13 protein-coding genes are annotated in these 15,533 nt (G+C 45.5%); 7 read left to right on the top strand and 6 right to left on the bottom strand.

The window, feature by feature from the left end:
• The first annotated feature begins 346 nt into the window (after positions 1–346).
• From HMPREF9140_RS02870 to HMPREF9140_RS02840, 7 genes are all read left to right on the top strand, one after another.
• The gene (locus HMPREF9140_RS02870) at positions 347–556 is read left to right on the top strand and encodes a helix-turn-helix transcriptional regulator (protein WP_006951633.1); all 210 of its coding nucleotides are present in this window, start codon (positions 347–349) and stop codon (positions 554–556) included.
• A gap of 13 nt (positions 557–569) precedes the next feature.
• The gene (locus HMPREF9140_RS02865; protein WP_006951630.1) at positions 570–2,168 is read left to right on the top strand and encodes an N-6 DNA methylase; all 1,599 of its coding nucleotides are present in this window, start codon (positions 570–572) and stop codon (positions 2,166–2,168) included.
• Positions 2,155–3,273: a restriction endonuclease subunit S gene (locus tag HMPREF9140_RS02860; protein WP_006951629.1), complete on the top strand. Its 1,119-nt coding sequence runs from the start codon at positions 2,155–2,157 to the stop codon at positions 3,271–3,273. Before HMPREF9140_RS02865 ends, HMPREF9140_RS02860 begins: the two co-directional genes overlap by 14 nt.
• A 13-nt stretch (positions 3,274–3,286) precedes the next feature.
• Entirely contained in the window at positions 3,287–4,336 is a 1,050-nt protein-coding gene (locus HMPREF9140_RS02855; protein ID WP_006951627.1) for a PDDEXK nuclease domain-containing protein, read from the top strand.
• 78 nt (positions 4,337–4,414) lie between these two features.
• Positions 4,415–7,702, top strand: a complete 3,288-nt coding sequence (locus HMPREF9140_RS02850; protein WP_006951626.1) for a type I restriction endonuclease subunit R — start codon at positions 4,415–4,417, stop codon at positions 7,700–7,702.
• 84 nt (positions 7,703–7,786) lie between these two features.
• Positions 7,787–9,214, top strand: coding sequence for an SIR2 family protein (locus HMPREF9140_RS02845; protein ID WP_006951625.1), 1,428 nt, complete (start codon positions 7,787–7,789; stop codon positions 9,212–9,214).
• 16 nt (positions 9,215–9,230) lie between these two features.
• On the top strand, positions 9,231–11,270 hold the full coding sequence (locus HMPREF9140_RS02840) for an ATP-binding protein (protein ID WP_006951624.1): 2,040 nt from the start codon (positions 9,231–9,233) through the stop codon (positions 11,268–11,270).
• A gap of 58 nt (positions 11,271–11,328) precedes the next feature.
• On the opposite strand, the gene HMPREF9140_RS02835 is transcribed toward HMPREF9140_RS02840, so the two are convergent.
• The 6 genes from HMPREF9140_RS02835 to HMPREF9140_RS02810 all read right to left on the bottom strand — a co-directional run bounded on the left by HMPREF9140_RS02835 (position 11,329) and on the right by HMPREF9140_RS02810 (position 15,532).
• Positions 11,329–11,748: a plasmid mobilization protein gene (locus HMPREF9140_RS02835; protein ID WP_025073330.1), complete on the bottom strand. Its 420-nt coding sequence runs from the start codon at positions 11,746–11,748 to the stop codon at positions 11,329–11,331.
• Positions 11,749–11,958: 210 nt separating this feature from the next.
• Positions 11,959–12,465 (bottom strand): DUF3408 domain-containing protein, encoded by a 507-nt coding sequence (locus HMPREF9140_RS02830; protein ID WP_006951621.1) that lies wholly within the window; start codon positions 12,463–12,465, stop codon positions 11,959–11,961.
• A complete protein-coding gene (locus HMPREF9140_RS02825; RefSeq protein WP_006951620.1) occupies positions 12,453–12,767 on the bottom strand; it encodes a helix-turn-helix domain-containing protein in 315 nt (104 codons plus the stop codon). The genes HMPREF9140_RS02830 and HMPREF9140_RS02825 overlap by 13 nt, the downstream gene beginning before the upstream one ends.
• A 20-nt stretch (positions 12,768–12,787) precedes the next feature.
• Positions 12,788–13,057: a helix-turn-helix domain-containing protein gene (locus HMPREF9140_RS02820; RefSeq protein ID WP_009347183.1), complete on the bottom strand. Its 270-nt coding sequence runs from the start codon at positions 13,055–13,057 to the stop codon at positions 12,788–12,790.
• Positions 13,058–13,748: 691 nt separating this feature from the next.
• On the bottom strand, positions 13,749–14,222 hold the full coding sequence (locus tag HMPREF9140_RS02815; protein ID WP_018571928.1) for a DUF1896 domain-containing protein: 474 nt from the start codon (positions 14,220–14,222) through the stop codon (positions 13,749–13,751).
• Between the two features lie 41 nt (positions 14,223–14,263).
• Positions 14,264–15,532, bottom strand: coding sequence for a site-specific integrase (locus HMPREF9140_RS02810; RefSeq protein WP_006951616.1), 1,269 nt, complete (start codon positions 15,530–15,532; stop codon positions 14,264–14,266).
• Between the last annotated feature and the right edge of the window lies 1 nt (position 15,533).

Genomic DNA, 15,533 nt, shown 5'->3' with positions numbered 1-15,533 from the left:
CCCTGATGATATAAAAATGTTGTCGGGATAATTTTCAAAGCTTCGCCCGCAAAAGATTCAATAAGTTTATATCTTTCAGATAATCAATAACCTAAGAAAGGATAAAGGACAAAAGGGTTACGAGTTGGAAACGAGCGAGTTTCTTTTCCTTTCTTTATTCTGCATTGCTTCAAAGAACACGTTGTTCTATGTTGCAAAGATACTGATTATTCGATGAAAAACACCTGAAATCAAAGAAAATAATAGTCTAGGATAAATAATTCTCTAAATCTTTCGCTATAATGCTCTTAATGCTGTACCTTTGCATATAACTACTTATATTATTACTATATAAAATCACCATATTATGGCAATGAATAGGATTAAGGCTGTATTAGCAGAGAAACAACTAACAAGTAAATGGCTTGCCCAAGAACTGGGGAAGGCTGAGAATACTGTTTCCCGTTGGTGTTCCAATAAGGTACAGCCTTCTTTGGAAAATCTTGTAGAGATTGCCAAAGTATTAGATATAGAGGTGAGAATACTTATCACCCCCACAAAAGATAAGTTGATATAAGCTACCTACCACCATGGCTAAGAAAAAGAAGAAAGAAGATGCTGGTATGCCCAGCCTTGAAACCATACTATTTAACTGCCGAGAGTATTTGCGCAGTAATGCTTCACTCAACGATAAGCGTGACCTCCTGCTCACGCTCGTCTTCCTGCGCTTCATCGGCGAGAAGTTCGTGGATGAGCAGCAGCGGTTGTACAAGATGGCACTCGATAATGGGATGACCGATGAGGAGGAAATACAAGCTTTCGTTAATGAACCAAGCATGTATAGCGGTGCGCCCTTTGTGCCGGAAGCTGCTCGATGGGATAAGCTAGTCGAACAACCAGGGACGAAGCTCAATGCCGCACTGGATGATGCCTTGCAAGCACTGGAGGAAAGTGGAGATACTTTCAGGAGCTGTGTGCGCCTTGGGCTTTTCTCGAGCATTAACCTTTCGCCCAACGTAGTGAAACAAGTGGTGGACGAGGTGAGCAAGATTTCGCATAAGACCTTCGGCACGGAACGCGACCTCATTGGGCGTGTTTACGAATACTTCCTCAAGAGTTTTGCCGTGAATGCCACTAAGGAGGAGGGAGAGTTCTACACGCCTCATGACATTGTGGAGCTGATCGCTGCCTTCATTGAGCCTTTCGATGGCACTCTCTACGATCCTTGCTGTGGCTCGGGTGGGATGTTTGTGCAGTGTGCTAAGTATGTCGAGGAGAAGCAAGGCGACATCATGCAGGTCAATGTCTACGGGCAGGAGCAGGATCCAGCCACCTACCGACTGGCGAAGATGAACCTGGCTATGCGGGGCATCTCCCACCACCTGGGTGAGCGCAACGCTTCGACCTTCACGAAGGATATGCACCGGGGCTTGACCTGCGACTATATCATGGCGAATCCGCCCTTCAACCTCAAGAAGTGGTACAGTCCCGAGCTGAGTAACGATGCACGTTGGGCAGACTACGGCTTGCCACCCGAGGGCAATGCCAACTATGCGTGGATATTGCACATTCTCTCCAAACTGAAACCTCAACGGGGTGTGGCTGGCTTCCTCCTGGCCAATGGCGCCTTGGGCGATGGCGACACGGTGACTATTCGGCAAAAGCTTATCGAGGCCGATAAGGTGGAGGCCATCGTGGTGTTGCCTCGTGAATTGTTCTACACCACCGATATATCCGTCACACTGTGGATCCTCAACCAGAACAAGGGTGGAGGACGCTGGCACGGGCGCAAGCTGCGCAAGCGCACGGGCGAGATCCTCTTTATGGACTTGCGCCAATGGACGGAGCATGCTGTCAAGGGAGAGCAGAAGAAGAAAACTCTCTTCTCCCACGAGCAAATAGCCCATGCCGTGAGCATCTATCACACTTGGCAAGCCGAAGGTACGGACGGCACGAGCTATGCCGAGCCCGAACTCTTCCGCTCTGTAGGCATCGATGAACTGCGCAAAAACAATTTCTCCCTCGTACCTAGTCGCTACATCGAGTTTAAGGACAGAGACACCGAGATCGACTACGACGCGACCTTGCGCCACACCGCCTCTACCGTGGCGCAGCTCCTCCAACGCCAAGAAACCAATGCTCAAACCCTGCGCAAGGCATTAAAACAATTAGGCTATGAATGTGAGTAAAACAAAGTGGGTGCGCCTCGGGGACTATATCGAGGAGGTGGACGAAAGGAACTATGCGGGGACGGATTATCCTTTTTGTGGTGTGAATAAGGATAAGAAGTTCATGCCCACTGTGACGGATACGAACAACCTTGATAATAGGAAGTACAAGTTGGTAAAGCTAGACACCTTTGTGTTTAGTGGTATGCAGACTGGGCGAGACATTTGTATTAGAATAGCGTTGCAAGGCAATGATGAAACAATACTCGTATCGCCTGCATATACGACATTCAAGATAAAAGACGCTTCGGAAGTCTTACCTCAGTATCTGTTCCTGCAATTCAATCGTCTTGAAATGGATAGATTAGGCTGGTTCTTGAGTGATGGTAGTATTCGCTCAAATCTTGATTGGGACAGATTCACCGAGATAAAGATTCCCCTCCCCCCTCTCTCGGTACAGCGCGAGTTGGTAGCCACGTATGAGCGCTTAAAGCAATTGGCAGAGACGAACGAAGCCATGATGGCACCGCTCTCCGAAGCCTGCCAAGCTTTCATCATTGACTGCAAACGCAAGTATCCTGAAGTGACGCTAGGCGAGTATATTGAGGAGGTGGATGAAAGGAACTATGCAGGTGAGTATGGCATAGAGGATGTGCGAGGAATGACAATTACAAAGGAAGTCATTCCCACTAAAGCAGATCTTGTCAATAGCGATTTGTCCAAATTCAAAGTTGTCAAGCCCAATGAATTTATCTACAATCCGCGAACACATGGAAAGAAAATAGGATTAGGATTCAATTCTACTCTAAATCCCTTCATCACCAGTTGGAATAATACAGCTTTCAAGGTGTCAGATAATCTCCTGATACCTGAATACTTATTTATGCTTTTCTGCAGAGATGAGTGGGATAGAAACGCCTGCTTTCGTTCTTGGGGTAGTTCCACAGAAGTTTTTTCCTGGGTAGCATTGTGTGAATCGCGCATCCCCCTCCCTCCGCTTTCGGTGCAGCAGTCTATTGTGAACCTGTATCATGGTATGGAGGAGGCGAAGCGCATAGCGGAGGCGGCACGTGCGGAGCTGCGCACGCTCTGCCCCGCACTGGTGCAAAAGTCGATCAAGGGATGAAATATGAAGATGTATGAAAGAGAATAATAGCTTAGTTCAATCAGTAAATGGATTGCAAACGAATGATTCTGAATATGTGCAACTAGTCGCACATATTTCAGACACTTGGAATGGTGCAAGAGCAAAGGCTGCCATTGCTGTTAATATAGAACTGCTCAATGCCAATTGGGAGACAGGTAGATATATCGTTGAGTTTGAACAAAAGGGTAATGCAAAGGCAAAGTATGGTGAACGCTTATTGCCCAATTTATCTAAAGATCTAACTCGATTAAGAGGTAAAGGATTTAGTCGCTCGGCTCTTCACTATATGCGCAAGTTTTATCTTGCCTTCCCAATTTGTGAGACAGTGTCGCACAAATTAAGTTGGAGCCATTATTTGGAGCTACTCAAGTGTTCTGATGAGCTAGAAATGCAGTTCTATCTGAAGACGAGTATAGCTGAAAATTGGAGTGTACGAGAGCTGAAACGCCAAATAAGCTCTGCTCTTTTTCAGAGGCTTGCTATCAGTAAAGACAAAGAAAGTGTACTTGCTCTTGCAGAAAAAGGACAGCAGATGTCTTCGCCCACAGATATTCTCCGAGATCCCTATGTGCTAGAGTTTACAGGTATCTCACAGCAAAAGCGTTATAAAGAAACTGATCTAGAGAAGGCTCTGAAAACCAACATGGAACAGTTTCTGCTTGAATTAGGAAAAGGCTTTGCTTTTATGGGGCGTCAGTATGTAATTCCCATTGGAACAAGACGTTTCAAAGTTGACTTGGTGTTCTATCATACCATCTTGAAATGCTATGTGCTGATAGACTTAAAACGTGCAGAGATAAAGCATGGGGACATAGGGCAGATGAACCTCTATCTAAACTATTTCAAAAACGAGGTTTGTCAGGCAGATGACAATCCTCCAATTGGCATTGTATTAGGAGCGCACAAGGATGAACTATTGATGGAGTATGCTCTTGAAGGTATAGACAATCATCTCTTTGCTGCACGCTACCAACTCTATCTACCCAATAGAGAAGAACTTCAGAAACAATTAGACCACTTACTCAATCAAGCTAAAGACTAAGCGTAAAGATAAGCTTGTTGTATATTTCCGAGGTCATCTCTATTTATTGATGTGTATAAAAAGATAAAGACAGCTAAGATGAAGTTCTACGAAAGCGAATATGAAGAAGCACTCATCAACCTACTTACCGATGCAGGTTGGGAGTATACGCACGGTAGCACGCTGCATCGCAACAACCGTGAAGTGCTGATAGAGGAAGATCTGAGAGCGTTCCTCGGCAGGCAGCATAGCGAGCTTGAGCAGGAAGATATTGATGAGATCGTGAACCACTTGCGGCACATGAGTGGGCAGACGCACTTTGCCCTCTTGCGCGCCACATATCAATTGCTCTGCAACGGCTATCGCTATGTGCGCCATAGCGATGGAAAAACCTTCGACATTAATTATATAGACTTCGACGAGCCACAGCAGAACAACATCTTCCGAGTGGTCAATCAGTTTGAAGTGGGCTACGGACAAGGGAGCGACATTCGCATCCCCGACGTGTTGCTCTTTGTCAATGGCGTGCCCCTCTGCATCTTCGAACTCAAGAACCCTACGGACGAACACGCCACCATTGCCGATGCCTACGAACAAATACACACACGCTACAGAAGAGACATTCCTCATCTGCTGCACTATTGCCCCCTATCGTGCATCAGCGATGCCACGAAGAACAATACTAAGCTCGGCACCACCTATACGCCTTATGAACACTATTATGCGTGGAAGAAGGTGCGCAACGAAGACCCTGCGGCACAGAGTGGCATAGACCAAGTGCGTACCATCGTGGGAGGCGTGTATGAGACGGAGCGTTTCTTGGAAATCTTGCGTGACTATGTCTACTTCCCTGACGCCAGAAGTGAGCGGGAAGAAGAGGTGGTGTGTCGCTACCCACAATTCTTCGCTACACGCATGCTGCGCGACCACGTTGTCGAAGCTTACAAAAGGGGAGAACGCAAGGGGGGAACGTACTTCGGAGCTACAGGCTGTGGGAAGACCTACACCATGATGTTCTTGGCTCGGCAGTTGTCGTTGCGCTGTTCGGACTTGGGTTCGCCTACGATTGTGATGATTGTAGACCGAGAAGACCTGCAAACACAGGCAGGTAAGCTCTTTCTCCGTTCGGAAGAGTTCCTCTCGCTGGGTACGGCAAAGATCATAGAGAGTAGAGCCGAACTAAAAGCCGAGATGAGCCTGCGTCCCTCAGGAGGCTTCTTCATCTGTACCATCCAGAAGTTCTGTGAGGATACAGGACTGCTCAACGAGCGACGCAACATCGTGTGCTTCTCGGACGAAGCGCACCGCACGCAAGTGCGCTTGAACAGCCAACTCAAGGTGAAAGACAAGGTCGAGAAAGGCAAGGAGGCTGAACAATTGGGAGCGTTCGTCACGAAGCCTTATGCTGAACTGCTGCGCACCGCCTTCCCCAACGCAACCTTTGTAGGCTTTACAGGTACGCCCATTGATGAGACTATTCAGGTCTTTGGTGAGATTGTGGATAGCTACACCATGCAGCAGGCTGTGGCAGATGGCATCACGAGAGACATTAAGTATATCCCTCGCATCGCTAATGTAACACTTGATAGTAATAAGGTCAAAGAGATAGATACCTACTATCAGCAGTGTGCCGATGAAGGAGCCACCGACGAAGATGTTGCCAAGAGCAAGAAAGCGATGAGTGCGATGGAAGTGATTCTGGGTGATGACGAGCGACTGGAACGATTGGCCAGCGACATCATAGAACACTACACCAAGGCTTGCGACAACAAAGCCGATGTGGTGCAGAAGGCAATGATCGTGTGTAGCAAACGGCAGATTGCCTATAGACTCCTCAAGAAATTCGAGAAACTCCGCCCTGAATGGTTTAAGGAACGCAAGTCGCCCGATGATAGTAAGCTTCCCCCAGAAGAGCTACGCAGGCTAAGCCCTATGCCCACCATTGCGATGGTCGCCACCCGCAGTGCCAACGACCCTGCGGATATGTGGCAGTATCTGGGAGACAAGAAGCGGACGAAGCAACTTGACGATGCCTTTAAGGCCGAGCAGAGCAACTTCCGCCTCGTCATCGTGGTGGATATGTGGATTACGGGCTTCGATGTGCCCTGCCTGACGTATCTCTACAACGATAAACCCCTACAGAAGCAGACCTTGGTGCAGACCATCAGTCGCGTGAATCGCAACTATCCCGGCAAAGACTTTGGCTATGTCATCGACTATATCGGCATACACAAGAATATGATGGAGGCGATGCGGCGGTTTGGAGGTGACGACTTCGGTCCGAGTGATGATGATGTGGCACAGTCCTTGGAAGCCTTGCGCATTGAGTTGGAGCTAATCCGTCAAGTGTTTGCTGGCTTTGATCTCACGCCCTTCACCAGCAAGGATGTGAAACCATTGGTGCGCTTGGAATGCCTTTCGGCTGCGGCTGAACATATCATCACAATGAATGAGATGCTACATATCGAGAGCGAAAAGGGATTACCCAAGAAGGTGGATGCCAAGACCTTCTTCCTGGCTCATGTGAAACGTCTCCGAGCGGCTTACGACATTTGTCAGCCCTCGAATGTGCTGAGTCACGAAGAACTCTCCCTCTCGCAATGCTACATGGCAGTGGCGTCGTATGTGCGCAAGACATCGGGCGAGAAACACGATGTGGCTAGTATGAATCGTGCTGTGGAACGTATGGTCGCAGAGGCTTTGCGCTGCAATGCCGTGGTGAGTATCCTTGATACAGACGTAGAGGAACGGATTTTCAGTCCTGAGTTTACGGAGCAACTCAATAGCATCAAGCTCCCTGCTACACGGCTCGAACTGCTCGTTAAGATGCTTCGCAAAAGTATCCAAGCCTATAAGAATACGAACAAGGTGATGGCAGAGAAATATGAGGAGCTACTTCGGAAGACGCTAGACGAGTATCACAGCCGCAGGGCGGCGCTCTCGGATGCAGAGGCTACAGCCACACAGAGCGAAGCCGTTAGTGCCATTATTGGCGAAGCGACGAAACAGGCCTTTGACTTGCTCGATAAGCTAGGGAAAGACAAGGAAAGTTTCCGCGGACTGGGACTGACCTTTGAGGAAAAAGCCTTCTACGACATCTTGATGCATCTCAGAGATAAGTATAACTTTGAGTATGGTGAGGATAGACAAGAAGGCTCAGTCATCATTAACGACAAGTGCAAGACCTTGGCTAAGAAGATTAAGGAACTGATAGACGTACAATCCTCCTTCACCGACTGGCTCAACAATGCCAAGATACGTGCCGACCTCAATCAAAAGATCTTCTTCTGCCTGCGTGCCAATGGCTATCCTCCTCAATACAACACTGAGGTCTTCAATCAAGTGATGGAGCAAGTGGAGCACTTCAAGAGCTATGGAGGGGAGTAAATGAGATTTTGGGATATACAATAAAGCCCCCTTGCAATCAAGGTAATATAAATTAGTTCGATAAACACATAATATTTTGTTCATATGGAAGAGTTACAAATAGAGACTCTACAAGAGATTCTGAAAAATGGTGGCAATGTTATTAAAACAAGAGATGATCGCGAATTGATAAGTTTTGATAAAGATGGAAAAGTGCTTAATACGAAAGATTGCGGTTGGTTGCCCGATACTGAGGATTCTGTTGCAAACAACAACATTTTCCGTTCACGTATAGAACCTTGGCTAACTTCTCTTTTCCAATCAGAACACTTGTCGCTGTTGTGTGGGTCTGGGATAACAAATGCCATCAGTATCTTAGCAGGAGCAGGCTCTGGTACTACAATGGGTGGGGCTACATTTACTAACTACAAAAATGAGATAGAAACTGCAGCTCAGGAATCAGCGAAAGCTAGTGGTCGTGAGAATGGTAATATTGAGGACCAAATAAGAACAGCAAATGATTTGCTCAGAGGCTTAAAGATCTTAGGAGAAACAGACAAAGCGCAGACATTAGAACAGGAATTGAACTCTATTGTTTCAGAATTTGCAATATCCATACTAAAGTCAGAGAAAGGTATTGCAGTTGCTGTGGAAGAAAAGCGAGAGAACGCCTATCGGGTATTAGTTAATTTTCTTCTAAGTTTTGCAAGTCGCACAGGAAACAAAGAACGGCTTAACATCTTCACAACAAATTACGACCGACTTATAGAAATTGGAGCAGAATTGGCTGGGATTCATCTCATGGATCGTTTCGTAGGGACTATGATGCCTATTTTTCGCTCTTCAAGGCTCAATTTAGATATTCATTACAATCCTCCAGGCATTAGGGGAGAGCCTCGTTATTTGGAAGGCGTAGCACGTCTAACAAAGCTTCATGGCTCTGTTGATTGGGTGCAGAATGGTGAAGAGATACGCCGTATAGGGCTTCCATTTGGAGCAAATAGCATTGATCCTTATCTACAGGCTCCTGGATTACATGGTGCAGATGCATTGAAGTTAATGATTTATCCCAACTCCGCTAAAGATCGAGAAACATCCGAATATCCATACGTGGAATTGTTCCGAGATTTTGCGGCTTCTATTTGTAGACCTAATAGTACTTTGGTTACTTATGGCTATGGCTTTGCGGACGAGCATATAAATAGAGTCATTCATGATATGCTCGCAATACCTTCAACGCATCTGGTCATTATTTCATACAATGACCCAATAGGTCGCATCTTAAAGTTTTATTTGGAGTCAGCACATAAAGCTCAGATGTCAGTATTGATAGGGAATAATTTGGGGGATATTACGAATCTTGCCAATGACTACCTACCGAAATCAGCCATTGACAGAGCTACAATTAGAATGGCAGAACTACTACAACACCGTATGGGAGCAGTCTCAAATATAGACAAATCTACCACAACGGTTCATTCTGACTCCCCTATAACAGAGGTATCTGCTTACACAACAAACACTAATTCATAATCCTAATTACATATTTATGTCTACAACGCCCATTGAGTACCTTGCTTCACTGCGTATAGGAACTGTAGAATATATATCTCCAGATAGAATAGAAATACAACTTGATGTAGAGTCTCCAGAGAGTGTAGCTTTGAATACAGGTACACCTCGAAGTTTTCCACGCATCAATGGCTATGTTATGATTCCTATTGACCTTGGCTTTGTAGTCGGACAAGTGTCATGGATTACAATCCAACGTTCTCCTTATCCTAAACGAAGAGGCTTTCAAGACTTTGGGCTGATTGATTTGCCTTTTCCTCTAAGAAAAATGGAACTTCAACCTGTGGGTACCCTTCGTTCTTCCGAAGGTGGTTATAAATTTAAGCGTGGCTTAGAGTCCTTTCCTTCTGTTGGTGATATAGTCATATTGCCCACAGATGAACAGTTGCGTTCTATTGTCGAATCAGGAGATAACCGAAGAGTGTATATTGGCAACAGCCCGTTAGTCGGTAATGCCAAGGTGATGATTGACCCTGATCGTCTGTTTGGACGTCATCTTGCTGTGCTTGGAAATACTGGTAGTGGAAAATCTTGTTCTGTAGCAGGTTTGATACGATGGTCTATTGAAGGTGCCAGAGAGCAACTTGTTGATATGGAAGGGGATGTAAATAGTCGCTTTATTGTATTAGATCCGAATGGGGAGTATAGCAAAGCCTTTGCGGATAAGCCTAATGCAAATATCTACACGGTAAATGTAGAAGGGGAGGCTGAAAAACAACTTGAAGTTCCACTGTGGTTTTGGAATACTGACGAGTGGTGTGGATTCACCAAAGCCTCTCCGAAAACACACAGGACGACAATCGTTCATGCACTAAAGTCGGTAAGAAGTGGAAACGCTTTTGAAGGGCAGACACAAGAGCGAGAGCTGGCAAACTATGTTCGCACTGTTATTGATGCTATTGAGGTCCACAAAGCATCTGGTAACCCTTGGGGAAAATTTCCGTTCCCAAAGAATTTTCATCAATCCGTCGAAAAATGGGCAAGTGGAATTACAGGTGCACAAGAATACTCAGAAGAACTAAATACGGCGATTCAAGCATTTCAAGAACTAGTTGAAACACTAACAAATGCTAGGTCAGGAAAATTTCCTCATTATGATTACACGAAAAAGGAAATAGATGATTTAATAGCCAGATTAAAGGATGTCTATATTAAATCTGGTGGTCGGGAGGAAGAGTTTTTGCCTACAGATGAAGATAGTCCTATCCCATTCACTGGTGATAATTTTGTACGTTCCATAGAGGCTAATGCAGAAATACTCAAAACAACAGATTATATCGTGACTCTAATGCCTCGTATCAAAACATTACTGACAGATGTACGCGTCAAGAAAGTCATTGATAATGATTCTCTCAAGTTAAGTGATTGGCTAGATAACTATATAGGAGCTAATAATAAAGAATCGCTGACAATAATTGACTTGTCTTTACTTCCATCTGATGTAACGAGTATCGTTACGGCAGTTGTAGCTCGTATGATATTTGAAACACAACAACGTTACCTTAAACTGAATAAGCAATGTCTACCGACCGTTTTGGTTATGGAAGAAGCTCACTATTTTATCAAGCGATACAATGATGATACAGAAAATACAGGACCAACTATTCAATGTTGTAAAATTTTTGAAAAGATTGCCCGAGAGGGACGAAAATTCGGACTAGGGCTTGTTTTGTCATCACAAAGACCATCAGAATTATCTCCTACTGTCTTGTCTCAATGCAATTCTTTCTTATTGCATCGTATATCTAATGACCGAGATCAAGAACTAATTCATCGTTTATTGCCAGACAATATGAGGGGGATTCTCCGTGAAATGCCATCGCTTCCCTCGCAATATGCAGTGTTGTTAGGCTGGGCATCAGAGTTGCCTATTATGGTAAAAATGCGAACATTGCGTGATGAACAACGCCCACAGTCTAATGATCCTGATTACTGGGATGTTTGGACTGGTAAAAAAACGAGAGAAATAAACTGGGAAAATCTTGCTGATGAGTGGCAAAATAAAGCAGAAAAATAGTTTTGAGGCATAGCAAGTAAACAAAGTTCTTTACTATCTAGTACTATAGGATTCGCAATTATCGCCATCTAAATTCATTTGTCAACTCCACGGCTTGCTTTTGCAGATCGTGGAGTTCTTTTGTTAGGCAGCATATCTCTTTTAGAATGGATTCGAAAATCTGCAGTCGCTCTGTGGTGTACAGGATGCGCACCAACTGATTGTAGTTTACCCCAATCTTGTGTACCTCATCTGTAAGCGATGAGAGCTTACGATAATACTCTATTGCAGATTTATCCACTGTTATCACCTTAAAGCTTTCTCCCAATAGCCTTGCCCGTGCAAATTCAGATTTGGAGCGACAGCCTGATTTCCTGTAAAGGTCAATAATTCTCAGTTGGTTTTTCTCTTCGGGTAGACGGAAGTGCCAATCTTCCCACTTGTCAGGGAAATCGCCGCACTTCTTAGAGATGCGTTTCTTTGGTTTTTCGTTATTCATAGGCATCTATTTTTTCTGTTTCTTTAATCACGACTTTGGAGTGATTAAATACCCCTTTCGGGGTAAGGGTCTTTGTGGTACAAACTGCGGTTTGTGTTACAAAGACACACCTTGCCAATATCAAGAAAGAGGTTGATAAGCCCCGCCGTGTTACTGCATTCTGTGAATGCGGTAACTCGGCATAGGCTTGTGTTCCGTAAATGAAGTAGTTCAGAGTTTCCGCCATGTTTCTACATCATTTTTGTATTGGTCAAGGTGTTCTTGAAGCACCTGCTCCACATACCCCGAAATGCTCGCTCCCTGCTCGCCAATTTTCCGCACCACATAGTTCAGTCTCTTTTGAGTTTCTTCAGATACATATACGGCTTTGCGGTGGCTGACATGAAGCGGTTGGAGATATTTCCTTTGAAACTCGGCTAAACGTTCCCTGACAATAGATTTACCTTCTCTCCGATGAGTTTCTTCGGCAAAAACAGTCCTATCCGTTGAAGACAACTCTGTCTCTTGATATGATGTTTGAGAAATCTCCTCGTGGCCCTCCCTCTCTTCCATATCCTCCACTTGAACAGGCTCAAATCTTTTCTTCTCCTCCTCATAATCTATGGGCTGGTCAAAATCGGGCAATTCCTCGGGCTTGCGGAGTTTTACGCCATAATTTCCCATATCTCTGATGGCTTGCTCTAAAACGGCTTTTCTCTTTTCATCTATGGTCGGCATGGCTTCTTGGGTATTGGGTAATAATGTCTTTCGAGCATGGCTTGTATGTCGCTCTGCCTATAGAGTATCTTGCCGCCGATTTTACAGTAGGCAATCGTACCATTGTCCCGATAGTCCTGAAGTGTACGGGTACCCAGCCGTAAGAGTTTACAAACTTCTTCGCCTGTAAGATAAACTTCTCCGCCCAACATCGGGCGAGCCGTTGCGCAATAACGATCCAATTTCTTCAATGTACCCTCCATCAACTGTGCAAACATCTGCATCTGAGGGTCTTTCTGTGTAATGATTTCGTTCTCTGCCATAATTCATTCAGTGTTTGAGTTCATTCATTTCCTGTGTTCAATAACTCCGTGACGTCGCTCTCCTTGTAATAGCACTTGTGCCCAATGATGGAGAAGGGTATTTTACCCGTATCGCGATAGGATTGCAGGGTGCGCTTGCTGATACCGAGCCTGCGGCATACGGCTTCGTTGTCGAGCCATTCTTCCGTTTCGGGCGGATTGCCGATAAGCTGTTCGATACGGTGGATAAAGTTTGCGAAGTCAGAGCAGTGCCGCTCCCATGCCTTGCAGTCGATGATGATAAGTTTCATTGCATTCATTTTGTTTTGATTACGTTGTTGTTACTCGGCAAACAAGCTCATATACAATCTGTTGCCGTTATTGTCGTGTGCAAAGGTAAGTCTATGACAGCATAGAAAAAAGGGATGGAGAAAAGCAGGGAAATAGAGGGAAAGCAAAGGAAGTCAAAGACGAAAATGATGGGAAGATACAAGAGATTGCGGTAATGAGAAGAGGTGCCGGTTCGTACCGTTTTTGCGAATATATAAGCAGGTAACTCTCGAACGTTCGATTATTCGACATATCGAACGTTCGAGAGTTCGAGAAATAGATTGTCCGAACGATAGACCTATTGAACGAATGTGAGAATTATCTACCGAACCGCAAAGAGATTGAAAAATCGTCCGTACGATTGATAGACCGGATATTTGTTCTGTCGCTTGCGTCCAAAGAGCCTGAGTATGCCGTATTCGTCGGGCATTTCTTTTGGGCAGTTAGCTTATTGCTGCAAGGTTGGAGCGAAAAATACGACCGCCGAAAGATTGGATTTTGGCAAATATGATTGTATCAAAGCATAGGGAAAAAGCCCTGCGGTGGAGATTTTTTGCTCCATCCGCAGGGCTTGACCTTGCGAGCAATCAAGACAACTGCCATACCTTTGCCCGACCGATTACGGCTTCAGGGGCTTTGCGTAAGGCTGTTTGCAAAGAATAAGCGTTGGCTTTATCCGTCTGCTTGGCCGACAGTCGCCAGATTGTTGCTCTCCATGATCAGCACTATCGTGCCTGTGAGTTCGGTGTAAAGACGGACATATTGCTCGATCGCGGCAAATTCGTCCGTCAAACCGAACTTGTCGAATGTGGCTTGAATAGCCTTGTTCGACAACAGTATGGGTGCGAGTTTCTCAGGGAGTGGTGCAGGCAGTTCCCTCTCAAACTCGTTCTCCAACACGGATATAAGCGTGTCATACTTGGAAAAGTGCAAGCCCTGATACAAGACTTCGCTTGCCATGCTCTCCGCTTCGGGGTGCGTAAAACCTTGCGCTACGGCATCACAGTAAGCTGTGAGAGCCAAATCTGCTCGTGCGGTGATAAACTCCGTGTCTTGCAATCTCTCAGGGTGATGCTCACCCATATAACTTCTTAATTTCAATCGAAAGTAAGAAAGTTCCTGTTTGTTGTTCTGTTTCATAATCATTTGGGGTTCAATCGTGAATAATAAATATTTGACCACTTTTTTTAAGCTTGTTGCTTCACAGCACTCTGCCGTGCTATCGACTTGCAATAACTTTCAAATACAGAATGCTCTCTGTCAGTGAGTGCAGTCATATCCTCATGTATCTTGTGGTCAGTTATCTTTCCGTAGATTTGTGTCGTGCCGATATTGCTGTGCCCGAGCATCTTGCTGAGCGTTTCCATCGTGATGCCGTTGGAGAGGCAAATCGTGGTCGAGAATGTGTGGCGAGCCATGTGGAAGGTCAAGCCTTTCTCTATCCGGCATATCTGACCGATGTTCACACACGCAAAGGATGCTTTCCTTGTTGTGAGATTGGGGAATATCAATTCGTCTGCTTCTTTGTCCTTGATATAGAGCGAAAGGATTTGCTTGGCAATAGGAAGAAGTGGGATAATGGCTTCCACGTCCGTCTTCTGCCTTTTGATACGGATTTCCTCCGTGCCGTCAGCATTGCGGATGATGTGCTTCGGCTTGAGCCGTTGCATATCCACACGAGCCAATCCTGTAAAGGTGCAGAAAAGGAAGAGTTGTCTAGCTCGCTCAAACTGCCTGTCAATGATGGGTGTTTGCAATACCCGTTGTAATTCTTCCGTTGTGAGATAACGCCTTGTGCGGTGTGGCAGTTCTGCCTTGTAGTCCGCAAACGGATCGATGCGGATATATTTCTTCTGCTGACCGATGCCGATGAGTTTACGCAGGAAGATGACCGCTATATGAATGGTGGCAAGGGATAGGTTGCGCTCTGATTTGAGGTAGAAGTCCATCCCCTCGATAAAACCGTAGTCCAACAGAGAGTAGCGAATATCCTCCTGTCCTAAACGTTCACGCAGATAAGACTCTATGAGCTGTGTAGCATAGATGTAGTTGGCAAAGGTAGGTTTGGCTACCGTTATTCCTACGCAAGGACGCTTTTCCTCTATGAAAAGTCGTGCTTCCTCCAGAAGAAAGCCTTTGGGCTTGTCTTCTTCCATAAGTTCACGCTTGAGGAGTTCGGCAGTGATATAGCCACGCTGCCAGACCAACTCTTGATACTTCGCTTTGGTTTGTTCCTCTTTGGTTTGCAAATAGCGGTTGATTTCCTTTGTCTCTTCGCCTGTTCCTTTGCATCGTCCTTTACGACTGTCCCAAAGTTCGGGAGCGATTTCCTTGCCCGTGCTGTATTGCACCTGCTCACCGTCTATGGTGATGCGTCCCATAATCGGGCATTTGCCGTTCTTTTTCTCTTTGGAACGGTTGATATAAAAGAGTGTCTTGAATGTACTTCGTGCCATG

Origin of the sequence: Prevotella micans F0438 (assembly GCF_000243035.1) — a bacterium.
In the GTDB taxonomy this organism is placed as follows: domain Bacteria; phylum Bacteroidota; class Bacteroidia; order Bacteroidales; family Bacteroidaceae; genus Prevotella; species Prevotella micans.
Note: the sequence above shows the minus strand (reverse complement) of the source record. Positions and strands in the feature narration are given on the sequence as shown.